Genomic DNA, 25037 nt, shown 5'->3' with positions numbered 1-25037 from the left:
CCGTTCGCCCGCTTCGGGGTCAGCGGCCTGGGGTCAGCGGCCCCGGGCGCGCCGGGCCAGCTCGGTCTGGACCTCGGCGACGATGCGTTCGACCGGCAGGGTGGCGTCGACGGTCATCCCGGCTTCGTCGTCCTCCAGTGGCTCCAGGTCCTCGAACTGCGAAGCCACGAGGGTGGCGGGCATGAAGTGGGACTTCCTGCTCTCCACACGCGAAGTCGCCTCGTCCCGGTCGACCGTCAGGTGCACGAAGAACGCATCTGGCCGGGCCACGCGCAGCAACTCACGGTAGATGCGCCTGAGTGCGGAGCAGGTGATCACCAGCCCCTCCTCCGCGCCCGCCGCCCGCATACGGCCCGCAAGGGCGGCCAGCCACGGACTGCGGCTGCGGTCGTCGAGAGGGGTGCGGCTCTCCATCGACCGGACGTTGCGCCGGGGATGGAAGCTGTCCCCCTCCTCGAACGGCACTCTGAGCGACTCCGCCAGGTAGCTGCCCACGGTGCTCTTGCCGCACCCGCTCACACCCATGACGACAACGGGTGCGCGCCGGGCATGGAACAGGCCGGCCATGGCGTCCTGGAACCCGGCTCGGTGAGCGGGGGGCAGACCGTTGGTGTTGAAGTGGTCCAGGCCCGCCCGCAGTCGGTCGCGTACACCGGGGTCGTGCAGTCGTCCGCTGCGGATCTCGGCGAGGAGAGCCTCCGCGAAGGCCTCTGCGGCCGTGGCCAGGCCCTGGTCGATGGCGTAGGCCAGCCCCATGTGCAGCCACATGGCGATCGGCTCCGGGCGAGCGGGATAGCTCTGGACGGTGTCGGTGCCTGCGACGACCGGCGCCGGCGTGATCACCGCCTCCTGGAGAGCGCCGGCCCAGTTCCTGTCGATGCGGTGGTTCAGCGCCATGACAACCGGATAGGAGAGGCGCACGAACAGTTCGTTGCGCGAGCCGGCGAGGAGAGTGCGGTGGAACGCCGCGTCGACATCCCTGAAGCGTTGCCGGATCTCCGCGCCCTCCCGTGGCTGTGCGAAGTCCGGGTCCTCGCTCAGCGCGAGCAGGGTGCGGGCGTGGCTGGTGAGGTCGTGGCAGATCTCCGCGGACCGGCTCAGGGCGGCCAGCCTTGCCGCGCGGGGCTCGATCACCTCTCGCAGCTCGGTCAGCGACCGCATCTGGCTGTCGGGGGCCACTTCCAGACGCCACGCGATCACGTCGGGGTCCAGCAAGTCCCACCGTTCCAGCGCCTGGACGGTGGCCCCGATCCGCGGCTGCAGATTCACCAGGCCCTTCTGGTGCAACGTCTGCAGGGCCTCGCGGGCCATGGGCCGAGTGACCTCGAACTCGTGCGTGACGGCGTCCACGGTGAGGTGGTGGTCGCGGGGCTTGCCGCCTTCCACGATCTGGCAGCCCAGTCGCTCCACCACCCTCGCGGTGGAACCCCTTAACGCGTCCTCGGAACCTTCTGGCAGGTCGACTTCGGGACCAGTCATGGTGGAGATGCTAAGTCACAGCGGCTCACTGGTCAGCCATCCGAGCGCCGCCAAAAGGAGTGCGGAACCCCCTTGGGGCGCACGCCGGAGCGTACGGCTCGCCACAACCACTTCCCTGCGAATCCGAAGCCGGTCGATGAGGCATCAGAAGCCTTTCCTGACTCCCATCAGATGAGTACGGTGGTCACTCATTCGAAGTGCTTCGGTAGTGCGGGAACCGGGCCAGGGCGAGTGGATATGTGCCGTCACATGGCCGGTATCGACGCGCGGCAGTTGATGCAGGGCCGCCTCGTCCACGTTGTGACGCAGCCTCAGGAGATCCGTATGCCCGAACCGACCTCGCCCACGCCACCACCTACGCCACCTTCACCGACGCCTCCACCTTCGCCTTCGCCTTCGCCTTCGCCTTCGCCTTCGCCTTCGCCTTCAACGCCACCTACACCGGAGCGGCTGTCGCTACGCTGGGCGCTCATCCTCTTAGCCGCGGTGGTGGCAGGCCTGCTGGCCGGCCTGCTGACGTACGCCCAGACCCGCAACTGGCCGGGCTCGCTCCTGGCGGCCCTCGGAGCGAGCGGTGCGGCCCTGGTGAGCCTTCCGCTGCTGCTCTGAAGCACTGGCGGAGTCGGTAGGCAAAGCCGGCTGCATCCTGCCCTCGGCATCCTCGCCAGTCTCATCCGCTACTGCCGTCCGGCCCATGGGGACGACCTGTGGTGCGCGCTCTACGACTCGTCGACGTACTCGGTGTACGGCAGGGGGTCCGTGCCCCAGCCCGCCGCGAGCACCAGCCGCGAATGGCGGTGCAGGGCGAGGAATCCGAGGGTTCGTACGCCGCCTCCAACGGCCACTCGTGGAACGGCTGCAGCCACTTCGTGCACATCGCCAGCCCGCTCACCGGCACCAGTTCGGTCTCGTCGGTCAGCGCGACCAGCCAGCGCTCGATCAACCCGCCGGTCCGCTTCACGGCCCAGGCGTCCAGTGCCCCCTGGTCCCCCGTGACGTTCCCGGTGAGCTACGGCTGGGATCCAGCGCCGTTGGACTGTCCCGAAGCGCTCCAGCCCGAGCCGCTGGTGTTGAGGCACTTCCCCTCTCCGTCCCCCCTCCCTCCCCTCCTGCGGCCGGACATGCAACCTGCTCGATCCGTTCTCGGTCCGCGGTGCCAGGTGCGTTCCGCCGGACGGCGGAGGCGGGTACGCCCTGCGCGCGATGTGTCCGGCTGCGGTTGCGGGTGAGGGTGGAACTCCCAACTGCGAGAGAGGGGACCCTCTGTGGACCGGTTCGACCGAGTGGGGCGGCTGGCGGCATACGGGGCGGCGCTGGCCATGACGCCCTACACGCTGATCAAGGTGTCCTGGGTCGTGGGCGCGGTGGCCGGGCTGTTGCCGATCGGTGAGGGGTTCGGCCTGGCCGGCTGGGTGGTGCTCAATGTCGTGACCATCTGTATGGCAGCCATCGGGATCGTCATGGCCCTCGCCCTGGTGCGGCCCTGGGGCATGCGGATACCGGGGCCGCTGGTGGCGTTCGTCGCCTGGGTGGGCACGGGTTTCCTCGTCCCCATACTCCCCTACGCCCTGCTCGACTCGCTGCTGGGACTGTCGAGCAGCGGGCGAGGGCACCAAGACGGCGACGGTGCGGCCATGCCCGGCTGGGAAGCCGCGCTGATTCAGATCAGCTTCGTGGGGATGGGACTGGGCCTGGCGCTCGCGCTGCCGGCGTATCTGCGACGGCGCTGGCCGGACGCGTTTACGGGCCGGGTGTCCGAGCGCCACGAGGGAAGCACGCGCCGTGTGATGTGGGCTGTCGGCGCCGGGGCGATGATCGGTGCGGTGTGGCTGTATTGGGCGTTCGGTGGTACGGCGGGTGTCGAGCATCCGGCGGACCAACACGCAGGCGAGCGCCTGTTGACGGGAATATGGGGACTCTGGGCGCTCATCGCCTCCGTTGCCACATGGGTGGTGAGCCGGGGGCGGCCCGCCCGCTTGGCGCGCTGGATCCCTTTGACGCTCGGCTGGCTGGGAACGGGCTCGCTCTTCACGTGGAGCGGCTGGAAGCTGCCGGTCACGTTGTATGTGGCGCTGGCACATCCTGCTGGTGTGTCGTTGCCGGACAACCTTGCCCTCGCGGCCGCTCTGTACGCCGCCGCCGTAGTGACCAGCGCGGTCATGCTCTCTGCGCTCGTCCGCGAGGTCGGCAGGGCCTGACGGTGTCGGCAGGTCACCGCAGGAGAGGCCTCTGGCCGGGTGGCCAGGCGACCACGCTGAGACTCGCCGCGTCGGGATCCACGTCCAGGCATGGCAACGTGAGCTGCTTGCCACGCTCCCGAGGTGTCCAGCCATGGTGATACAACGCCTGGCTCACTGCCCGAGGATCTGCGAGTTGGGCTCGAAGCGAGGCTTGTCGTCCGACGCCGGGTCGTCTTCGAGATCGGTGAAATAGAACGACGATGTCGTACCGGTCATCACATCGAGGAGGAACTGGCTGCAGGAAACCGGATGGGCCTCCCAGAGGGGGCCCCGGCCTTCGTTGAGGATGACGGTCCATTCCTCAGGCTCGACATCGGGTCGGACGAGCCAGTACAGGAAGTGCCCGCCTCCTTCCGCATATCCCCACGGCACCAACCTGACGCCGCCCTGATCGAGTTCCGACGGCTTCTCCTCACCCGCGTCCCAGAGCCCGGCGAGGATCTCCGCACGTTGCGTCGTCTGGGCGACCAGGTCGTACATGGCATCCGGGCAGTCCGGTTCCAGGAGCCACAGAGCCCCTGCGAAGAGACCGCCCCCGTACTTCTCGACGAGCCGCTTGTAGTCGCCCGGGAGGGCGATACCCAACGCCTCCTCCACGACGGACCACTTCACTGTTCGTCCCTCGCCGGGCGGCGGGCAGAGCCGGACGAGCGGTTCGGTGTGGCACAGGCTCCTGGCCGTCCGTATGTCGCAGGGCAGGGCGCTGAGCCGGGGTGGAGTCCTGGAGGCGTCAAGGACCACGACACGCAGCCGGTCACCTACTTCGGCGCGGGGGGTGTCCGACCTCCATGAGGGGTGTTTGACCTGGTCGATGAACCCGTCGTCGATGAACCCGTCCTGCCCGTCTGCATGGACGACGACTCCGACCGAAGCCACCGCCGTGACGACCACGTCGAGCTCCTGATGATTGGCAAGCATGGCGTCCACCCTCCACCATGGCGGCCGGCGGGAACACAGCGGGTGGCCGGGCCGGGGCCCGGTATCTCCGCGGGCCCGCACGGTGGGGCGGACCAGGGGCCGGCCCGTGACCCACCGTCGGCATGTTGTCTGAGGCGGACATACCCGGAGGCGGGCACAGAAGCAGGAGCGGAAGCGGAAGCGGTGCTTAGCCGCCAGGTGGGCGTCCCCGGGGATCGGTTGGGCGTCCCCTCCGGCCGGTTGGGCGTCCCCTCCGGCCGGGAGACCGGCCGTACCTGGGATGAAGTGGACAGCACTGGACAGCTGTCGCCCACCGTCCGGCCTGGAAAGTGGACACCACTCGCGTGAAACCTGTGCTCCATGAGCCTCGCAGGGGTGCAAACGGATCAGGCACCGTCCCGAACTCCCCGGCCGGGCACACCGGCACGACCGCCGACCGCGCACGACCACCGACCCCGCCGCGCCGCGCCTGACGACAAACACCGACGTCAAGGAGAAGATCCATGGAACAACTGCTGTTTCCCGGTGACGCCCAGTTCTGGTACGAGACCCTGCGCTCGTTCGGTCATATCGCCTACGGCGGCGCCGACTTCGGCGAGGTGGTCGCCACCAGCCAACGTATCACCGAGGGTGATTACGGCAGTTGGCACAACGAGTGGCTGGCCACGGCCGACCGGGTGGCCGGCGAGGCCGCATGGGCCCTGGACGCAGGCCATCCCGTGAGCGCCCGGGACGGTTTCCTGCGGGCCTCGAACTACTACCGGTCGGCCGAGTTCTTCCTGCACGGCCACCCCTGCGACCCGCGGCACGAGCACGCCTACGAGCGCTCCGTGGACTGCTTCCTGTCGGCGGCAGCCCTCTTCGGGCCCCGGATAGAGCCGGTCCGTATCCCGTACGGGGACACCACCCTGCCCGGCTACCTCTACCGGGCCGACTCATCGGGGGAACCTCGCCCGACCGTGATCATGCACAACGGCTTCGACGGCACCGCCGAGGAGATGCACTTCTTCGGAGCGATGGCCGGCGTCGAGCGCGGTTACACCGTGCTCGTCTTCGACGGTCCCGGTCAGCCAGGGCCACTGCACCGCGAGGGTCTGGTCTTCCGCCCCGACTGGGAGAACGTGGTGGGTCCGGTACTGGACTACGCCATGAAGCTGCCCGAGGTCGACAGCCACCGGGTCGGGCTGCTCGGCAACAGCATGGGCGGCCTCCTCGCCCCCAGGGCCGCGGCCTTCGAGCACCGTCTGGCGGCGGTCGTCGCCCTCGACGGCGTCTACGACCTGGGTCCCGCGGTCACCAACCTCCTGCCCGGCGAGCGCAGCGAGACGGAGCGCCGGCTGCGCGCCGACTCCGATCCCGAACTCGATGCCCTCCTCGACCGGATGACCACCGAGAACCCCGTACTGCGCTGGGCGATCAACCACGGCATGTACGTCATGGGCGCGGCCACCCCCCGGGCGTTCGGCGCCGCCTACCTCGACTACCACCTCCGTGACGGCATCGCGTCACAGATCCGGTGCCCCGCCCTGATCTGCGACGCCGCCGAGGACCTGTTCTTCGGCGGACAGGCCAGGCAGCTCTACGACGACCTCACCTGCCCCAAGACCTTCCTGGAGTTCACGGCGGAGGAGGGTGCCGACGCCCACTGCCAGGCCGGCGCGCAGCGGCTGGCACTGGCCCGGATATACGACTGGCTGGACGACACGCTCGGGGCCGTGCGGAGCACTGCGCGCATGCTGGCCGACTGAGTCGGGCATCGAAGGACGGCGCTTCTCCAGGGGTGCCGTCCTTTCACCCGGCCTGCTTCACCTCCGTCTTCAGATCCCTCTACGGATCCCTCTTCTGGCCCTTCTTCAGATCCCTTTTCAGGTCCGCCTTCGTCCGTCTTCATGTCCGTCTTCACGTCCGTCTTCATGTCCGTCTTCATGTCCGTCTTCATGTCCGTCTTCATGTCCGTCTTCGGGGCCTGTCTTCGGGGTAGTTGCCCTACGCTCGATGCACGAAGCGTGTCCAGGCAATCACAAAGGGGTGTCCATGGAACCGATAGCGCCGGAACTGCTGACGGCTCTCGCGAGCGGGACGGCCGGTGCCGCCGGGCAGCAGATGTGGACGGCCCTGCGTGATCTGGTCCGGCGCCGGACGGACGTGGAACCGAACGGCATGGGCGAGTTGACCGCGCTCGCCGCCGCGGTCGGCAGCGCGGAACGCGCCGCGCTCGCCGAGCGGCTGGCGCAGGTGCTGGCCGAGCGGGCCGGGCGGGACTCCGTGTTCGCCGATGCGCTGCGGGCCTGGCGGCAGGACGCCCGCGACGTGGTCCGGACCGGGTCCGGCGACGTGCACAACGAGGTCTCCGGGGGCCGGCAGCAGACCGTCATCCAGGCCCGCGACGTCCACGGCGGCATCAATCTCGGCAACCACGGCGGATAGGCGCCGGGTGACGGGGCACGGGCAGCCCTCGGGGGACACGCACAACGTCACCAGCGGTGGACAGCAGGGCTTCCTCATCCAGGCGCGGGACATTGTGAACCTGTACGTCCAGCCGCACGTGGCGGTGGGCGCACGGGGGCTTGTCGCGGGCTTCGGACTGTATCTCCTGGCCGTGCGGCCCGAGTTGCCGCTCCCCCGCGGCTACGACCCGGGGCCGGTGCGGTTCGGCTGGCTGCTGCTGGCCCTGGCGGTGGCGTCCGGGGTTGCCGCACGGGTGCTGTCCGCGCGGCGCAGGAAGCGTGACCGGGCCTGGCAGTCGCCGGAGCACCTGCAGCGGGTCGCCGACGGTCTCGCCGACGTGCTGCGGCGGCAGTACGCCCGCGACGAGCGGCTGCTGCACATCTCGGAACCCCACCCCATCGAGGTGGAGTGGACGCCCGCGGGCCACAACCCGCGGGCCTCCGTCTCCGAGTACTTCGAGGGCACCCCCGACCGGAGGCTCGTCGTGCTCGGCGGTGCGGGCGCGGGCAAGACGGTGCTGGCCCTGCGGCTCGCCTCCGAACTGCTGGAGGCACGCGCCGCGAACTCTCCCCGGCCCGTCCCTCTGGTGGTCTCCCTCGCGTCCTGGAACCCACGGCGGGGACTGGCCCAGTGGCTGGCCCGGCAGTTGGCCGCCGACTGTCCCCAGGTGTGCACGCCCGTGCCCGGGGTCCGCCCCTACGATGTCGCCCTCCACCTCCTGCGCTCCACCGACCGCGTCCTGCTGATCCTCGACGGATTCGACGAACTGCCCGCCGCGCGCCGCAAGGACGCCCTGCGCCAGCTCGGCGAGAGCCTGCGGGGAAAGCCGTTCGCCCTCACCAGCCGTGAGGACGAGTACCGCGAGCACGCACCCGACCCGAGCGTGTTCACCCGCACGGAGATCGTCCTGCAGAGCCTCACGGACGACGCCGTGGGCACGTACCTCAACCCCTCGGGCTCGGACCGCTCCCCCTGGGCGCCGGTCCTGGACCGGCTGCGCGACACGCACGACGTGTCCGCCGAGACGGTTCGGCTGCGCGAGGTGCTGCGCGTGCCGCTCATGGCCGGACTGGCCCGGGTCGCCTACGGCTGGGACGGCAACCATCCCCGGGAACTGCTGTCCCCTGGCCGGTTCACCGAAGAAGGGGCGCTGGAACGGCACTTGTACGACGCGTTCCTCGACACCGCCTACAGCGCCTCCCACGACGTACGCGCCGAGCACGGCGGCTGGGAGCCCGACGACGCGCGCCGGTGGGTGGGCTTCCTCGCCGTCCGGATGAAGGCCGCCAACGAGCAGGACTTCGCGTGGTGGCGGCTGCAGGAGGAGATGCCGTGGCCGGTGCGGGGACTGTGCCTGGCGCCTTCGTATCTCCTGCTGGTCCTGCTGGTGGCGTGGACCGGCGTGGGAGTCGCGTGGTGGGGTGCACGACCGTCGGTCTGGGCCGCTTTCGCGCTGGTCTGCCTGCTCACCCTCTACGGCTTCGCCGCCGACCCCGAAGACGAGCGGACCTCCCCGTGGCGGTTCGCCCAGCCCACGGGGACGCAGGTGCGCACGGCACTGCGGGCCTGGAAGGTACGGGCGGTGGCCGCGGCCGGCGTGCTCACCGCCGGGGCCGCCGTCGCCGCGGCCGTGACCCACTGGTGGGTGGTGGCGGGCTGTTGTGTGCTCGTCCTCGGGGCCCAGCTGCAACCGGTCGTGCTCGCCGTGTGGCGGTTCGCCGATCCGGCGGCGGGCCTGTCCCCGAAGGAGGTGCTCCACGCCGACCGGCGCCTGGTGCTCACCCTCGGCTGGCTCGCGCCGCTGAGGCTCGGAAAGGGTGACCCGGGGGTCTCGTTGTATCCGCTGGCCCTGCCGCCGATGGTGTTCACCGTCTGGCAGTGGACCGGCCGCGGCCCACACGTCGCGACCCCGCTCGACTGGGCGATCGCCGTGGCCGCCACCCTGCTCGCCTGGTGGCTGTACGCCGCCGGCTTCTCTGCCTGGGGCCGGTACAACGCGGCCCGTGTCTGGCTCGCGGCCACCGGCCGACTCCCCTGGCGCCTCACGGCATTCCTCCAGGACGCGCACGCCAGGGGGGTGCTTCGGCAGGCCGGGGGCGTGTACCGGTTCCAGCACATCGAGCTGCGGAACCGACTGGCGGAGGCCTACGACACGGGTGAGTCCCGGCTCCGTACTCCGGTGCGGGCACCGTTCGCGCTCTCGGCCTCCCTCTGCGGTGGCCTCGCGCTGTTCGTCCTCTTCTTCAGCGCCGCGGCCGCAGAGCCTCCGCCGGACCCGGTCGCCTCCGCTCCCGAGGCGTGTTCGCTGCTGGACGGTCACGAGATGCGGCAGGTGATGACCGACGGCACGAAGTCCAGCAGTACGAAGACACACTTCGTCATGCTGCCGGGCCTGTGGCCGGGCGTCCCGGGCGGCCATGTGTGCGTCGCCTCCGAACAGTCCCCGTTCGCGCCGGACGTGGAGATCGGAACCGCCGCCGTGGGCTGGAAGTCGACCAAGCAGTTCAATGGAGTCCGGTACGCCACCGAGCAGTTCCGCACCATCCGGAAGCAACGCCTCGCGAAGGGAGAACAGCGGCTGGCAGGGCTCGGTGACGAGGCCGCCGAACTCGTCAAGAAGGACTGGTTCGGGATGTCGGCCATGGAGGCCGAGCCCTGGCAGGCGATGGTGCGGGTACGGGTCGGCAACGCACTGTTCGTCGTCACCTACGCCGAGGAGTTCGCCGGCCGGGAGCGCACCAGGGAGATCGCTGAGATCCTGATGCGTGACTTCCTGCGGCGCGCGGGCCTGGACGACTCCGGTGGCGGGCACGGGACGGGGACGCTGACGGCGAGCCGTCGCCGACTGGCCGATGTTCCGCGCGCCGAGATCCCGAAGCAGGGCACCAGGCTGGTCAAGTACACCCGCATCCCGGGCCAGTCCGTGTACGGGGCGACCTGGAAGGAGAAGGAGCGGTCGTACCTGTGGGCAACCTGGCGCCTGCCGTTCGCCTTCCGCGCGCCCAAGCCGCTGTTCTGCCTCACCGGCGGCGAGGGCGATCTCTTCACGTACAAGTGTGACCGCAGCGCCATGGCGACCGCGGCCGGACTGGTGCCCGACATCAGGATCCGGATCGCGTCCAACCTCGGCTGCGGGGCCTCGTGCCACGAAAGAGACGCCGACGCCTACGAACATGCTCTCCTGAAGTACGGCACCCCACGGTGGACGAGCATCCCGTTGGCCCCCGCGCGCGGTACGGCCGACTACGCGCAGGAGACCAGGACCGTGGGCCGGGAGCGGCGCTACGCCATGTATCTGCGCCGGAGCTTCGTCTGGCACAGCAAGGGGAGGCAGCTGACGTGGCGGGTGTGGGTGAAGGTGGACGTGCCGGTGAAGGACAGTGACCTGGCCCAGAAGGTGGTGAACGACATCTTCACGCAGTCCGGCGGGCGGGGCCGGGCCACGGGCGGGAGCTGAAGTCGTTCCGCCGGCGGTTGGGCGGCCGAGGACCGGACACCAGGCACCTGCGCGTCGGCCGCCGCCAGGCTGTGTTCCTCCCCTCCCGGACGCGCCGACAGCGAGGAGAACACCCGAGAGTCCCTCCGGCTCCGGCCGGGTCGGTCAGTTATTCCTTGACCTTGCCGTTCTCGACGGATTCCGCGATTCCGCCTCGGTAGCCATCGCAACTCTCCCCTTCCGTGAAGTTAATCAAATGCTCGATTGATAATATGGGCACCGCCAGAAACCTTGTCAAGCAATCGTTTGAGTTGTTTGGTGTCGCACGTGAGGACCGAGGGCCCCGTCCGCCGGTGCGGTTCCCGTCCGTCCGCGGGTGCGGTTGTCCTCCGTCGTGCGGCACGGGATGCTGAGGGAGCACGAAGGGAAGCGGTGCCATGGATCGTTTTCCGAATGCGGCCAACGTCGATTTCCACAGTCCTCTGGACCTCTCCAAAGCTGCCGCCGCGGTGCTGGACGCCGAGGGCCGCATCTCCGGGTGGGGATCCTCGGCCCAGCGCCTCCTCGGACATTCACCCGAGGATGTCCTCGGCCGGCCCGCCGGCCGACTGCTGGCGACGACCCCCGGACAGCGGCTGTCCGCCTTCTGCAAGTCGCACAAGCCCCGCAGCACCGTCCTGGACCTCTGCTGCCGGGACGGACGTATCCTGCGCGCGGCCGTCACGTTCAGCCCGCTCGATCATCTGGGCGTCGCCGCGACCGTCGTGGCCGCGGCCGACGTGGAGGCGCTGCGCAGTTGGGAGGCGCAGCTGGCGATGCTCCAGGGACTGGCGACCGAGTCCTCCGTGGGGCTGACGATCTTCGACACCGACATGCGCGTCGTGTGGGGGAACGTCTCCACCGACCTGGAGCTGGCGGGGATCGCCCAGTACATCGGCCGGCCGGCCGCGGATCTGTTTCCCGAGGGGGAGTTCATCTCCCGCCACCACCCCCCGGACGAAGACCAGATCATGGAGCACGTGCTGACGACGGGGGAACCGATCATGGGCATGCACTATCGCGGGCGTGCCCCCGCCGACCCAGTGCGCGAGCACGTCTGGTCGTGCTCCTACCACCGGCTGGTGGACGCCCGGGGCGAACCCCTGGGGCTGTTCGAGGAGTCCCTGGACATCACCGACCGCTACCGCGCCCAGGAACGGCTGTCGCTGCTCGTGCGGGCGGGAAAGCGCATCGGTGCCTCGCTGGACGTGCGCCGTACGGCCGCGGAGCTGGCCGACGTGGCGGTACCTCAGCTGGCCGACGAGGTGCTCGTGGACCTGCCGCCGGCGGTCATCGAGGGACGGCAGCCGCCGACGGGCTCGGCGCCCGGACACAGCCTGCTGCGCATGCACGGCCGGACCCCGGAAGAGTTCCGGACCAGCCCCGTCTCCTACCCACCGACGTCACCGCAGGCCCTGAGCCTGGCCACCAGCCGCCCCGTCGTCGACGCCTCCGCCACGGACGCTCGCTACGAGGCAGGACCATCCGCCTCGCACTACTGCCTCTTCGTGCCTCTGCTCACCCGCGACGCAGTGCTGGGCCTGGCCACCTTTCTGCGCACCAGCAACCCCGACCCCTTCGGCTCCGAGGAGCAGACCCTCGCCGTGGAACTGGCCGAGCGAGCCGCCGTCGGCATCGACAACGCCCGCCGCTACACCAGCCAGCACGCGGCCGCCCTGGTACTGCAGCGAAGCCTGCTGCCGCAGCACCTGCCCGAGCAGAGCGCGGTCGACGTGGCGTACCGCTACCTGCCTGCCGACAGCCGCGTGGGGGTGGGCGGCGACTGGTTCGACGTGATCCCGCTGTCCGGCGCCCGAGTGGGTCTGACCGTCGGCGACGTGGTGGGCCACGGCGTGCACGCGGCGGCGACCATGGGACGGCTGCGCGCCACCGTACGGACGCTGGCCCTGCTGGACCTGGATCCGGCCGAGCTGCTCACCCGGCTGGACGATCTGGTCGCGCAGGACTCGGAATCCCAGGCGGAGGACGGGCTGAGCGACGAGTCGCTCGGGGTGACCTGCCTGTACGCGATCTACGACCCGGTAAGCGGCCGGTGCGTCTGGGCGAGCGCGGGCCATCCCCAGCCGATCGTGGCCGACACGAGCGGCTCGGTGGCGTTGTCCGCGCTGGCGCCGGGGCCACCCCTGGGGCTCGGCGGCCTGCCCTACGAGAACGTCGAGCTGAACCTGTCCAGCGGCAGCGTCGTGGCGTTCTTCACCGACGGCGTCGTGGAGGACCGGCTCACCGACATCGACAGCGGAATCGACCGCCTGGCCCAGATCCTCGCCTGGCAACGCTCCCCGGTGGAGGAGCTGTGCGACCGGGCGCTGTCGGCCCTGCCACCCGGACCGCAGGCGGACGACGCCACGCTGCTGCTCGTGCGCACCCGGCGTCTGGGCGCCGACCATGTGACGGACCTGGAGCTGCCACCCGACCCGGCCGTCGTGGCCCAGGCCCGCACGCTCACGGAGCGCCAGTTGGCGACCTGGGACATGTCCGAACTGTCTTTCACCGCCGCACTCGTGGTGAGCGAGCTGGTCACCAATGGCATCCGGTACGCCACCGGGCCCGTCATGCTGCGGCTGATCAGGGACCGCTTCCTGCTGTGCGAGGTCTCCGACAACGCGCACACCGCACCCCACCTGCGGCGAGCGCGCAGGGACGACGAGGGGGGCCGCGGCCTGTTCCTCGTCGCCCAGGTGTCCCAGCGCTGGGGCACGCGGTACACCTCGTCCGGGAAGACCATCTGGGCCGAGCTGGCCATCCCCTAGGGGCCCTTGCCGCGGTGGACGCAGAGGAGCCCCTGGAGCGGCGGACGTATGGGAGCCGCTGCCGCGGTGGCCGCATGCTGACGCGCCGAGTCGCATGTGCCGGCTTCGAGGACGGGGGCTGCCCCGGGGCTGCCCATGGGCTGACCCCCCTCCCCAGGATTGCTCAGGCCTCGGCTCGGGCGATGAGCAGAGCGACGTCGTCCTCGCCCCCGGGAGGCCGCAGAATCTCCAGGATGAGGTCGCAGGTGCGTTCCGGATCGTGGCCACGTGTCGTGGTGAGTGCGTCGAGGAGGGTGTCCAGGCGGGCGTCGATGGGTTCGCTCCGGGTTTCGACCAGGCCATCGGTGTAGAGGGCCAGTTCGTCGCCGGGGCGGAAGGCGATGGTGGTGGCCTCGAAGGGGACACCACCGACGCCCAGTGGTGCGCCGGTGGGCAGGTCGAGCAGTTGCGCTGCCTGGCCGGCACGCATCAGGGCCGGGGGCAGGTGGCCGGCGAGGCAGATCCGGCACTGGCCCCGGTGAGGGTCGTAGACGCAGTAGATACAGGTGGTGATGGCCTGCTCGCTGCCCTCGGTGAGGTGATCGAGGTGGCGCAGGGCCTCGGCGGGGGCCAGGTCGAGCTCGGCGAAGGCGCGGGCGGCGGTGCGGAGTTGACCCATGGTGGCGGCGGCGTTGATACCGCTGCCCATCACGTCCCCGACGACCAGGGCGGTCTTGTCCCCCCGCAGAGGGATGGCGTCGAACCAGTCGCCGCCGACCTCGCTCGCGGCGCCCGCGGGCTGGTAGCGGCAGGCCACCTTCAGGCCCGGCAGGTCCGACGGGGGCTCGGGAAGCAGGCTGCGCTGGAGGGTGAGGGCCGCGTGGCGCTGCGTCTGGTATCCGCGGGCGTTGTCGATGCACACCGCGGCCCGGCCGGTGAGTTCTGAGGCGAGGAACGCGTCGTCGTCATCGAAGGGCGCGGGATTCCGGGTGCGTTTGAGTTCGAGGGCGCCGAGGACTTCACCCCGTGCCACGAGCGGCACGGCAAGGTAGGAGTGCACATCGGCGTCCACGAGGAGGGAGCCGGGCTCGGCATGGCGGGCGATGCTCCCCGGATCGGTGTTCCCAGGACCGGTGCTCCCCGGATCGGTGCTTCCGGCGTCCCGACGGGTGGTGTGCGGCACGAGGACCGGCAGGCAGGTGCGTACGCAGCGGGAGATCAGGCGGTCGTCGTAGTCGGTGAGTCCCCGGCGGCGATCGGCCACACAGACCGAGTCGGCGAGGCCGGCCCCGCGGACGGCAAGGACACGGAACCGTGGTGAGCCGGCGTGCGGCGCGCTCCGGTCGTGCAAGGCGTCGTCGAGAAGGACCACGGCCGCCACATCGGCCAGGACCGGTACGACGACGTCGGCGAGTTCGCGCGCCGTCGTCTCCAGGTCGAGGGTGCTGCCCACACAGGCGGAGGCCTTGGCGATGAGTGCCAGCCGCTGCCGGGCCTGTGCGGCTTCCAGTGCGGCCTGATGACGTTCGGTGACGTCGATGACGGAGTACGCCAGGCCCAGCACCCGCCCACCGGAATCCTCCAGCCGGTAGTACGAGACGGACCAGGCATGATCATGGTCCGGGTCGGCGGGGGGACGACAGACGATGGACCGGTCCACGACCGACTCGCCCGTCTCCAGGACACGGCGCAGGCGTGCCTCCGGGTCCGTGCCGAGGAAGGTCAGGATCTCTCCGACCGGCCGGCCGAGACGCTCGGCGGCGGACTGGCCGGTGATGCGTTCCAGAGCCGGATTCACGGCCAGGTACCGCAGGTCGGGATCCAGAATGGCCAGCCCGATCGGGGACTGGGACACCAGACGCATGGCCAGGGCGGCATCTCGCTCGACCTGTTGCACGGCTGCCTGGTCCGCGGCCAGGCCCAGGGCGTAGACGTCACCGAGGTCGTCCAGCAGCCGCATGTTGCGGAACTCCACCAGGCGTGTGCTGCCGTCCTTGTGCCGGATCGGGAAGGCCCCGGCCCAGTCGTTGCCGGATTCCATGACCTCGGCGAACAGCTTGATCACCTCGTCCTGGTGCTCCTCGTGCACCGTCAGCTGTGCCGCGAATTCACCCAGTGCCTCTTCCGAGGTGTAGCCGAAGAGTTCCTCGGCGTGGGGACTCCAGAAGACCACGCGGCCCTCCGCGTTCAGGACCACGGCGGCAACGCTCAGCAGATCGAGCAGGCCACTGGGCGGCGTGGCAGGACCCGCCGCCGGCCGGCCAGCGCCTGCTCGGGAGGAGTCCGTCATGCCCATTGCCTCATTTTCCCTCCCGCTCGGCGCTTCGGCTCGCGCCTGCCGGCGGGTGTTCCGCCTTCATCCATGGTCGCCCCAGCCGGGAAGCGCCCCTGCCCGGTGCGATCGCAACGCCGCAGACCGGACCGCGGAGCCGCCCATGAAGATCCCGAGCCTCCGAAGTACCCACCTGGTCGACTCGCACGCGCGCGTACGGCAGCCGGGCCCCCAGGAGCGAGGTTTGCCCGCGTGACGCACCTCGCATGTTGTTTAGTATTCAACCTCTTGCGCAGAAGCTTCTGGCTTGGAAGATTGATTGATGTGGGCGTCCCCCCGGGGGGACGGAACCCCGTCCTCACGAGAAACCCGAGGAGGCCGCCATGTCGGCATCGAAGAACCGACCACCGGGACTGCTCGTGCGGGTCGGCCGCCTCTTCGGCCGGCCCGCCGCCAGGCACGCAAGGCGCGTGTCCCCGCTCGCACCAGAAACAGAGGAACCCATCATGTTCAACATCGCCAACGTCAAGGCCGCCCCGAGCCCGGACCTGCTGACTCCCGACAACTCGGTGATGCTGTTCGTCGACCACCAGCCGCAGATGTTCTTCGGGACAGGCAGCGGCGACCGCACCGCGATCGTCAATGCCACCGTGGGCCTGGCGAAGGCGGCCAGGGCGTTCGGCGTGCCGACGGTTCTCACCACCGTGGCCGCCGAGTCGTTCTCCGGCCCGCTCCTGCCCCAACTGGCCGAGGTCTTCCCCGGTCAGGAGGTCATCGACCGCACCACGATGAACGCCTGGGAGGACAACGCGGTCGTCGAGGCGATCAAGGCCACCGGCCGCCGGAAGATCATCATCTCGGGGCTGTGGACCGAGGTGTGCCTCGTGCTCCCGGTGCTGTCCGCGCTCGGGCAGGGCTACGAGGTGTACGTGGTGGCCGACGCCTCCGGCGGTGTCACGCCACAGGCTCACGAGCACGCCGTCGCGCGCATGGTCAGTGCCGGCGCGGTTCCGGTGACCTGGATCCAGGTCCTGCTCGAACTGCAGCGCGACTGGGCGCGTGCCGAGACCTACCTCCCCGTCATGGAGATCGTCAAGGAGCACGGCGGGGCCTACGGCCTCGGCGTCGTCTACGCCCAGTCCGTCATCGGCGCCCACGCCGCGGGCTGACCACCGCGTCGCCGGCCCGAGGGCGGCCCCGCCCCGGGCCGACGCCGGCCCGCTGCCCGTGACCCACCAAGGCCCGTGCCGCCCCGCCAGGCCTGTGACCCGCCAAGGCCCGTGCCGCCCCGCCGAGGCCTGTGACCCGCCAAGGCCCGTGCCGCCCCGCCGAGGCCTGTGACCCGCCAAGGCCCGTGACCTACCAGGGCCTCTGCCCCGCCGAGGTCCGTGACCCAAGGAAACGACTGTGAATCTCCCTCATTCCTCGGCGCCCGGTGCGTCGGGCGGTCGTGAGCCGCTGCTGCCCGCCCTGATGACCGTGACCGCGGTGAGCGGCCTCATCGACGCGGTCAGCTATCTGGGGCTGGGCCATGTCTTCACCGCGAACATGACCGGCAACGTGGTCATCATCGGCTTCGCCGCCGCGGGCGTCCCCGGCTTCTCGGTGCTCGGCTCGCTGGTGTCACTGGCCGCCTTCCTGGTCGGAGCCGGGGCGGCCGGCCGCCTGGAGACCGTGATGGGCCGCCGCACGGCGCCCTGGCGGCTGCGCTGCGTCCTGCTGCTGGAAATGGCGCTGCTGGTCACGGCCACCGCCGTCGCCTTCACCGCGAGCCATGGGACCAACGTGCTCATCGCCCTGATCGCCGTTGCCATGGGCCTGCGCAACGGGACGGTCCGCAAACTCGCCGTTCCTGATGTGACCACGACGGTGCTGACGCTCACTCTGACCGGGCTGGCGTCCGACTCGCCCCTGGCAGGCGGTACCAATCCGCGGGCCGGCCGTCGGCTGGCCTCGGTGCTGGCGATGCTGGCCGGCGCCTTCGGCGGTGCGCTGCTCGTGCAGCACACGGGGCTCGGCTGGCCCCTGCTGGCGAGCACCTTCGGTACCGCTGCCGCCGCCTTGGCCGTACCGCGCCGTCCCTCCATCGACTGACCCGAGCCCGCCGGTCACACGACGCCTCCTACCTCACCGGGGCCGCGATCCCCCCTCACCGCGGCTGTACTCCCCCGCACCGAGGCCCCACTTCCGACTCAACCAGGCCCCACTTCCGCCTCACTGCGGCCCCACCAGCCGCTGCATCCCCTCGCCACCCTTCTGCCCCTTCACCCTCACCACCCTCCTGAGAACCCCCTGGCGAGAACCCTCTGCCCACCTCTGCCCGCTGGAGATGATTTCCGTGGCTGCTATGCCCGTGGCCGGCCTCCCTCCGGTCAGCGACGACCACGTCGCCGACCTCGTGGTCCGCAACGCCAAGATCTACACCGGTGACCCCGTGCGCCCGCAGGCCGGCGCCGTCGCCATCAAGGACGGCAAGGTCACCGTGGTCGGTGACGACAAGGACGTCGCCCCGCTGATCAGTGCCCGGACCCGAGTGGTCGACGCGCTGGGCCGCCGGGTCGTCCCCGGCCTCAACGACTCTCACCTGCACGTGATCCGCGGCGGCCTGAACTACGTCCTGGAACTGCGCTGGGACGGCGTGCCCACGCTGCGCCAGGCACTGGCGATGCTGCGCGAGCAGGCTGCCCGCACTCCCAAGGGACAGTGGGTCAGGGTGGTCGGCGGATGGTCGGCGGACCAGTTCGCCGAGAAGCGCCTGCCGACCCTGGCCGAGCTGAACGCCGCCGCGCCGGACACGCCGGTGTTCGTGCTGCACCTGTACCAGTCCGCCCTGATGAACCGCGCGGCACTGAAGGCGGCCGGCTACACCAGGGCCACCCCCGATCCCAGGGGCGGCCACATCGTGCGCGGCCGTGACGGGGACCCGACCGGCATGCTCCTGGCCGCCCCCAGCGCACTGATCCTCTACTCGACCCTCGCAGCGGCGCCCACCCTGCAGGGAGAAGACCTGAAGACCTCCACCCGGCACTTCCTTCGCGAGCTGAACCGGTTCGGCCTCACATCGGCCATCGACGCGGCCGGCGGCTTCCAGAACTTCCCCGACAACTACGGCACCGTCATCGACCTCGCCCAGGCCGGCCTGCTGTCGCTGCGCATCGCCTACCACCTCTTCCCGCAGACCCCGGGACAGGAGATCGACGACCTCAAGCGCTGGATCGGCATGGTCCGTCCCGGAGACGGCGACGAATGGCTCCGGCTCAACGGCGCCGGCGAGAACCTGACCTGGTCGGCGGCCGACTTCGAGAACTTCACCGAGCCCCGGCCCGAGCTGGCCGCGGACTACGAGGAAGGCTTCGAGCAGGCCGTGCGGCTTCTGATGGAGAACGGCTGGGGCTTCCGCCTGCACGCCACCTACGACGAGACGATCCGCCGCGACCTCGACGTCTTCGAGAAGCTCGCCGCCGAGGGGCTCTTCCCCGCGGGGAACCGCTGGCTGTTCGACCACGCGGAGACCGTCTCGGGCGCGAGCCTCGACCGCATCGCCCGGCTCGGCGGCGCCGTGTCCGTCCAGAACCGGATGTCCTTCCAGGGCGAGGCGTTCGTACGCCGTTACGGCGCCGCTGCCGCAGCGGACGCCCCGCCGGTGCGCGCCATGCTGGAGCGCGGTCTGACCATCGGCGCCGGCACGGACGCCACCCGGGTGTCCTCCTACAACCCGTGGGTCGCGCTGCACTGGCTGGTCTCCGGCCGGACCGTCGGCGATCTGGCGATCCACCCGCCGGAGAACCGTGTCAGCCGGGAGACCGCACTGACCATGTACACCCAGGCCGGTGCCAAGCTCACCGGGGAGCAGAACGTCAAGGGCATCCTCAAGCCCGGCTTCTACGGCGACCTCGCCGTCCTCTCCGACGATTTCTTCAGCGTCCCCGAGCAGGACATCCCGCACATCGAGTCCCTCCTGACCGTCACCGGCGGACGCATCGTCTACGCCGCGGCCGAGTACGAGGGGCTGGACGAGGCGATACCGGCGATCAGCCCGGCCTGGAGTCCGGTCGCCCACTACGGCGGCTACCAGGCCACCGTCAAGCCCAGTATCTCGGGCGCGCGACAGGCCGAGCTGCTCGGCCAGGCCGTCGCCGAGTCCGAGCAGCACCGGCACTGGCGAGCCCGGCGTGGCTTCGCCCCGGAGGCTCCGACAGAGATCTTCGACACCTGCTTCGTGCTGTGACCCACCACGACCGGCCCGCCGGCACTACCGCAACCGAAACCGCACCGACCACCCACCCATCGCACCCGCACCCGCACCCGCACCCGCACCCGCACCAACCACCCACGCATGAGGAGAGTGAGATGAACACCGGACTGCTGATCCTGAGGCTGGTCACCGGCCTGCTGTTCGTCGGGCACGGCATCCAGAAGGTCAGCCACCGCCTCGGCGGGCACGGGATCGAGGGCGGCGCGGCGGAGTTCCGAGCGGACGGGTTCCGCGGCGGCCGGCTCACCGCGGCCGCCGCGGGCCTCGGGCAGATCACTGCGGGACTGCTGCTCGCCGCAGGAGCGCTCACCCCTTTGGCGGCCGTCACGGCGGGAGGCGTCATGACGGTCGCGGCCACGGTGAAGTGGCGCAACGGGCTCTGGGTGCAGCACGACGGCTACGAGTATCCGCTCGTCCTGATCGTCCTGCCGGCCGTGCTCACGCTCACCGGACCGGGCCGCTGGTCGGTCGACCGGGCTGCCGGGCTGCTTCCCTGGGCCCCGTGGTGGGCAGCCACGGCCGTCGGCCTCGGCGTTTCGAGCGGGCTGATGACCCGCGCCCTCCTCGCACGGCCGGTCCCCGACCACTGAGCGAGCAGGAACATCTTCGCCGCCGAGGCGTTGAGAGTGGCATGGAGAGAAAGACGAGGGGTCGGCGCGGAGCCGTGTCACCGCCCCCCGCCGACAGTGGCGACGGCCGAGGTGCCGCCGAGAGCATTGATCGTGAACTGCTCGACTGGTGGATGCTGGTGATGCAGGGCTTCCACGCCACACAGGACTCCCTCGCGAGCGAGCTGGCCGAGCGCTTCAGCCTCGGCCAAGGCGCCTCCGACGTTCTGGTGCGCCTGCTCGCCGCCCCGCGGCACCGGATGCCGATGACCCGCCTGGCGCAGGAGGCGCGCATGTCCAGCGGCGGGTTCACCAAGCTTGCCGACCGGCTCTGCACGGCCGGTCTCACCCGACGTGTGACCTGTGAGGACGACCGGCGTCTGGTCTACCTCGAACTGACCGGCCACGGCGAGGACACGGCCCGCGCCGTATCTCAGGCGGTGACGCGGTTCCTGCGCGCCCGGGTCCTCACTCCTCTGGGGCGCGACGGGCTGGGCAGGCTCGCCGAAGCCATGGGCACACTGCGCGACGCCAAGGACGATCCCGGGAAGTGACGGCAGCACACGAGGCTTCGTGAAATGACGGCAGCACACGAGGCTTCGTGAAGCGACGGCGACGCACCGAGGCTTCGTGAAGCGACGGCGGCACACCGAGGCCTCGCCCACGTCGGCCGTGCCGGGTCTGCCGGTGCGGGCGACGCCCGGACCGTTGCCGCTCCGCCCTCTTCCTGGCGGTGTGCCCCGGTACACACGCGTGTTTCGTGCAGTGGGACGCGCGGATCGTGCAGGAATTCACGCGGGTGTCGTTCGCATACTCGGTGACTCAAAGGACCGATGCGACCGGCTGACACGCGGAGGCAGAGTTCAATGCGGACGTTCGTCTACACATCCCGCCCCTCGCGGGTGGTCTTCGGTGCCGGCACGGTCGACCGCCTGGCCGAGGAGGTCGAGCGGCTCGGCTGCTCGCGGGTGCTGCTGCTGTCCAGCGGGCCCCTCGCGGCAGCCTCGGCACGGGTTCGCCAGGCGCTCGGCGGCCTCCTGGCCGCGGAGTTCGGCGGCGCCGCGATGCACACGCCGGTCGAGGTGACCGAACAGGCACTCGACCTGCTCAGGGACTCGTCCGTGGACGGCATCGTCGCCGTGGGCGGCGGTTCGACGACGGGCCTGTCGAAGGCGCTGGCGCTGCGCACGGGACTGCCGCAGGTGATCCTGCCGACCACGTACGCCGGCTCGGAGGTGACCCCCGTCCTCGGTGAGACCCGGGACGGCCGCAAGGTCACCCGGTCGTCGCCGGAGATCCTGCCCGAGACCGTCGTCTACGACGTCGACTTCACCCTCACCCTGCCCCTGTCGCTGTCGGTCACCAGCGGCATCAACGCGCTCGCCCACGCCGTCGAGGCCCTGTACTCGGATGAGGCGAACCCGGTCACCGACCAGCAGGCCCTCGACGCGATCTCCCGCATCGCCCGGTCCCTGCCCCGCCTCGCGGCCGACCCGGCCGCCCCGGAGGCGCGCGCCGACCTGCTGCACGCGGCCTGGCTCGCCGGGACCTGTCTCGCCACCGTGGGCATGGGCCTGCACCACAAGCTGTGTCACACGCTCGGCGGGAGCTTCGATCTGCCGCACGCCGAGACGCACACCGTCGTACTGCCGCACGCCATGGCCCACAACGCACCCGCGGTGCCCGGCGTGATGCGTCGCATCGCCGATGCCCTGGGCGTGCCCGACGCTCCCAGCGGCGTGTACGACCTGGTCGCCTCCCTGGGCGGCCCCACATCGCTGCGCGACCTCGGCATGCCGGAGTCCGGTCTGGCCCGCGCGGCCGAGCTGGCCACCTCGACGCCGTACCCGAACCCGCGTGAGCTGACCACCGAGGGCATCACGGAGCTGCTGACCGGCGCCTGGCACGGCCGCCGCCCCGAGGGCGCCCCCTCCACGGAGGCCAAGCTCGCGCGTCTGACCGAGCAGGTCGTGGCCAGCTTCGCGCAGGCTCCGGACCCGCGCGTCCGGACCCTGCTGAGCGACCTGGTCCGGCACCTGCACACCTTCGTGGCGGCCAACGACGTCACCGATGCCGAATGGCAGTACGCCGTCGACTTCCTCACCCGTACCGGCGAGAGCTGCAGCCCGACCCGCCAGGAGTTCGTGCTGCTGTCGGACACCCTCGGTGTCTCCAGCACCGTGGATCTGCTCACCAACTCCCGTACGCCCCACACCACTCCGTCCGCGGTGCTCGGCCCGTTCTATGTGGAGGGCCCGCCCGACACCCCGCACGGCGGCGACATCTCCAAGGGACTGCCCGGTACCCCGCTCTGGGTGGACGTGCGGATCACGGACACCGAGGACGCGCCGCTCAGGAACGCGGTCGTGGACGTGTGGCAGTCCAACAAGGACGGTTTCTACGACGTCCAGCTCCCGGATCTGGACGGGCCGGTCCTGCGTGGCCGGCTGCGCACCGACGCCGAGGGGCGGATCACGTTCTGGTCCATCCTGCCGTCGGAGTACCCGATCCCCGGGGACGGGCCGGTCGGGCAGATGCTCGACGCGGTCGGGCGCCATCCCTTCCGGGCGCCGCACCTGCACTTCATGATCGATGCGCCCGGTCACCGCCGGCTCGTCACGCAGTTGTTCGTGTCGGGCGGCCCCTACCTGGACAGCGACACCGTCTTCGGCGTCAAGGACGAGCTCGTCGTCGACTTCGCGCCGCAGACCGGCCCCACCCCCGACGGCCGCCCGGTCGACGGCGAGTGGCGCCGGCTCGAATACACCTTCCGCCTCGCCCCCCTGGCCGGATGACCGAGGAGCGCCCGCCCATGACCACCACCGACACACCACGCACGTACGACACCGACGTCCTCGTCGTCGGCAGCGGTCCCGCCGGGGGTTCTGCCGCGCTGCTGCTGGCCACCTACGGCATCCGGACCCTGCTGGTCACGAAGTACGGCTGGCTGGCGAACACGCCGCGGGCGCACATCACCAACCAGCGCACCATGGAGGTCCTGCGCGACCTCGGAGTGGAAACCGAGGCGCTGGCCGTCGGCAGCCCGTCCCACCTGATGGGCGACACGGTGCTGTGCACCGCGCTGACCGGGCAGGAGATCGGCCGAATCCGCAGCTGGGGCACGGGGCCCGCGACGGCCGGCGAGTACGCGGCGAAGAGCCCCTGCGAGATGATCGACCTGCCGCAGACCTACCTGGAGCCGATCCTGGTGAACAACGCGGCGGCCCGCGGTGCCAAGGTGCGCTTCGACACCGAGTTCCTCAGCTTCACCCAGGACGAGAACGGCGTCACCGCGCTGCTGCGCGACCGGGTCCGCGGCGACGAGTTCACCGTACGGGCCCGCTACCTGATCGGCGCGGACGGCGGGCGCAGCGCGGTCGCCGAACAGCTCGGCCTCCCCTTCGACGGCCGTATGGCCAAGGCCGGCAGCATGAACATCGTCTTCAAGGCCGACCTCGCCCGGTACTGCGCCCACCGGCCGAGCGTCCTGTACTGGGTACTGCAGCCCGGGGCGGAGACCGGTGGCATCGGCATGGGCCTGGTCCGCATGGTGCGTCCGTGGAACGAGTGGCTGCTGGTGTGGGGGTACGACATCGAGCAGCCGCCGCCGGAGGTGGACGAGGAGTCGGCGCGGCAGATCGTGCGTGACCTGGTCGGTGACCCGGACCTGCCGGTGGAGATCACGTCCACCTCGCTGTGGACGGTCAACCACAGCCATGCCTCGGCGTATTCGTCCGGGCGGGTCTTCTGTGCGGGCGACGCGGTGCACCGTCATCCGCCGTCCAACGGGCTCGGGTCCAACACCTCGATCCAGGACTCCTACAACCTCGCCTGGAAGCTCGCCATGGTGATCCGTGGCGAGGCCGGCCCCGCGCTGCTCGACAGCTACTCCGCCGAGCGGGCCCCCGTCGGGCGGCAGATCGTCGAACGGGCCAACCTCAGCCGCGACCAGTTCGGCCCGATCTTCGAGGTGCTCGGCATCGGCGCGGGCAGCGACCACGCGACGATAGCCGACGGCCTCGCGGCGATCGGCGCGCCGACGTCCGAGGGCGCCGAGAAGCGCCGTCTGCTCGAAGAGGCCATCCGGCTCAAGAACTACGAGTTCAACGCGCACGGCGTCGAGATGAACCAGCGTTACGTCTCCTCCGCGGTGCTCGCGGACGATGGCCTCCCCGGCGAAGTGTGGTTGCAGGACCGTGAGTTGGTGGCCCAGCCGACCACGCGGCCCGGCGCGAAACTGCCGCACGCCTGGCTCGTCGACTCCCGGGGCGAGCGGCTGTCCACGCTGGACGTCGTCGGTGACGGCGCCTTCACCGTGCTGACCGGCCTGTCGGGCGACGTCTGGGACACGGCCGCGGCCGCCTGCCGGGCGGACCTCGGCGTCCCGCTGCGCGTGGTGCGCATCGGGGACGACAACTCCCGTGACGCGTACGGCGAATGGAGCCGGGTCGGCGAGATCGCCGAGGACGGCGTGCTGCTGGTGCGCCCGGACGGCCATGTCGCCTGGCGGCGCGCCACCGGCCCCGCAAGCCCGCGGTCGGCCCACGACGAGCTGCTCGGCGCACTGCGCCGGGTCCTGGCCCGGTAGGAGA

The 25037-nt window shown here is 70.6% G+C and carries 17 protein-coding genes; 13 read left to right on the top strand and 4 right to left on the bottom strand.

Translation table 11 applies throughout. From position 1 onward, the window contains the following. Positions 1–33: 33 nt before the first annotated feature. Entirely contained in the window at positions 34–1479 is a 1446-nt protein-coding gene (locus ACFZCP_RS07315; protein WP_391424911.1) for a gluconokinase, GntK/IdnK-type, read from the bottom strand. A 486-nt stretch (positions 1480–1965) separates the two neighbouring features. Here ACFZCP_RS07315 and ACFZCP_RS07310 point away from each other — a divergent pair, with 486 nt between their 5' ends. Next, positions 1966–2088 (top strand): hypothetical protein, encoded by a 123-nt coding sequence (locus ACFZCP_RS07310; protein WP_362684006.1) that lies wholly within the window; start codon positions 1966–1968, stop codon positions 2086–2088. A gap of 110 nt (positions 2089–2198) precedes the next feature. Here ACFZCP_RS07310 and ACFZCP_RS07305 read toward each other — a convergent pair whose 3' ends face one another. Next, on the bottom strand, positions 2199–2324 hold the full coding sequence (locus ACFZCP_RS07305; RefSeq protein ID WP_362684009.1) for a hypothetical protein: 126 nt from the start codon (positions 2322–2324) through the stop codon (positions 2199–2201). Positions 2325–2744: 420 nt separating this feature from the next. Between ACFZCP_RS07305 and ACFZCP_RS07300 the strand changes: the two genes are divergently transcribed. Beyond that, a complete protein-coding gene (locus ACFZCP_RS07300; protein ID WP_391424909.1) occupies positions 2745–3677 on the top strand; it encodes a hypothetical protein in 933 nt (310 codons plus the stop codon). 153 nt (positions 3678–3830) lie between these two features. On the opposite strand, the gene ACFZCP_RS07295 is transcribed toward ACFZCP_RS07300, so the two are convergent. Beyond that, on the bottom strand, positions 3831–4637 hold the full coding sequence (locus ACFZCP_RS07295; protein WP_391424907.1) for a hypothetical protein: 807 nt from the start codon (positions 4635–4637) through the stop codon (positions 3831–3833). A 503-nt stretch (positions 4638–5140) separates the two neighbouring features. Here ACFZCP_RS07295 and ACFZCP_RS07290 point away from each other — a divergent pair. The 4 genes from ACFZCP_RS07290 (at position 5141) to ACFZCP_RS07275 (ending at position 13331) form a co-directional block, all read left to right on the top strand. Next, a complete protein-coding gene (locus tag ACFZCP_RS07290; protein WP_391424905.1) occupies positions 5141–6385 on the top strand; it encodes an alpha/beta fold hydrolase in 1245 nt (414 codons plus the stop codon). 286 nt (positions 6386–6671) lie between these two features. After that, the gene (locus tag ACFZCP_RS07285; RefSeq protein ID WP_391424903.1) at positions 6672–7064 is read left to right on the top strand and encodes a hypothetical protein; all 393 of its coding nucleotides are present in this window, start codon (positions 6672–6674) and stop codon (positions 7062–7064) included. Between the two features lie 7 nt (positions 7065–7071). Beyond that, positions 7072–10542: an NACHT domain-containing protein gene (locus tag ACFZCP_RS07280; protein ID WP_391424901.1), complete on the top strand. Its 3471-nt coding sequence runs from the start codon at positions 7072–7074 to the stop codon at positions 10540–10542. 416 nt (positions 10543–10958) lie between these two features. Next, a complete protein-coding gene (locus ACFZCP_RS07275; RefSeq protein ID WP_391424899.1) occupies positions 10959–13331 on the top strand; it encodes a SpoIIE family protein phosphatase in 2373 nt (790 codons plus the stop codon). A gap of 163 nt (positions 13332–13494) precedes the next feature. Here ACFZCP_RS07275 and ACFZCP_RS07270 read toward each other — a convergent pair whose 3' ends face one another. Continuing rightward, complete coding sequence (locus ACFZCP_RS07270; RefSeq protein ID WP_391424897.1) at positions 13495–15606, bottom strand: SpoIIE family protein phosphatase; 2112 nt, start codon at positions 15604–15606, stop codon at positions 13495–13497. A gap of 482 nt (positions 15607–16088) precedes the next feature. Between ACFZCP_RS07270 and ACFZCP_RS07265 the strand changes: the two genes are divergently transcribed. The 7 genes from ACFZCP_RS07265 (at position 16089) to ACFZCP_RS07235 (ending at position 25033) form a co-directional block, all read left to right on the top strand. Beyond that, positions 16089–16751, top strand: a complete 663-nt coding sequence (locus ACFZCP_RS07265) for an isochorismatase family protein (protein ID WP_391424894.1) — start codon at positions 16089–16091, stop codon at positions 16749–16751. A 238-nt stretch (positions 16752–16989) separates the two neighbouring features. Further along, on the top strand, positions 16990–17676 hold the full coding sequence (locus ACFZCP_RS07260) for a DUF1275 family protein (RefSeq protein WP_391424892.1): 687 nt from the start codon (positions 16990–16992) through the stop codon (positions 17674–17676). A gap of 253 nt (positions 17677–17929) precedes the next feature. Further along, positions 17930–19810 carry an amidohydrolase family protein gene (locus ACFZCP_RS07255; RefSeq protein WP_391425486.1) on the top strand — a complete coding sequence of 627 codons (1881 nt, stop codon included), beginning with the start codon at positions 17930–17932 and terminating at the stop codon, positions 19808–19810. Positions 19811–19932: 122 nt separating this feature from the next. After that, positions 19933–20427 carry a DoxX family membrane protein gene (locus ACFZCP_RS07250; protein WP_391424890.1) on the top strand — a complete coding sequence of 165 codons (495 nt, stop codon included), beginning with the start codon at positions 19933–19935 and terminating at the stop codon, positions 20425–20427. A gap of 74 nt (positions 20428–20501) precedes the next feature. Beyond that, on the top strand, positions 20502–20999 hold the full coding sequence (locus tag ACFZCP_RS07245; RefSeq protein WP_362684042.1) for a MarR family transcriptional regulator: 498 nt from the start codon (positions 20502–20504) through the stop codon (positions 20997–20999). A gap of 312 nt (positions 21000–21311) precedes the next feature. Next, a complete protein-coding gene (locus tag ACFZCP_RS07240; RefSeq protein ID WP_391424887.1) occupies positions 21312–23240 on the top strand; it encodes an iron-containing alcohol dehydrogenase in 1929 nt (642 codons plus the stop codon). Positions 23241–23257: 17 nt separating this feature from the next. Next, a complete protein-coding gene (locus ACFZCP_RS07235) occupies positions 23258–25033 on the top strand; it encodes an FAD-dependent monooxygenase (protein ID WP_391424885.1) in 1776 nt (591 codons plus the stop codon). The last annotated feature ends 4 nt before the right edge of the window (positions 25034–25037 follow it).

This window comes from Streptomyces sp. NPDC007971 (assembly GCF_042958635.1).
GTDB lineage: Bacteria > Actinomycetota > Actinomycetes > Streptomycetales > Streptomycetaceae > Streptomyces.
The sequence above is the reverse complement of the archived record's forward strand: the minus strand, read 5'-3'. Positions and strand labels throughout refer to the sequence as shown.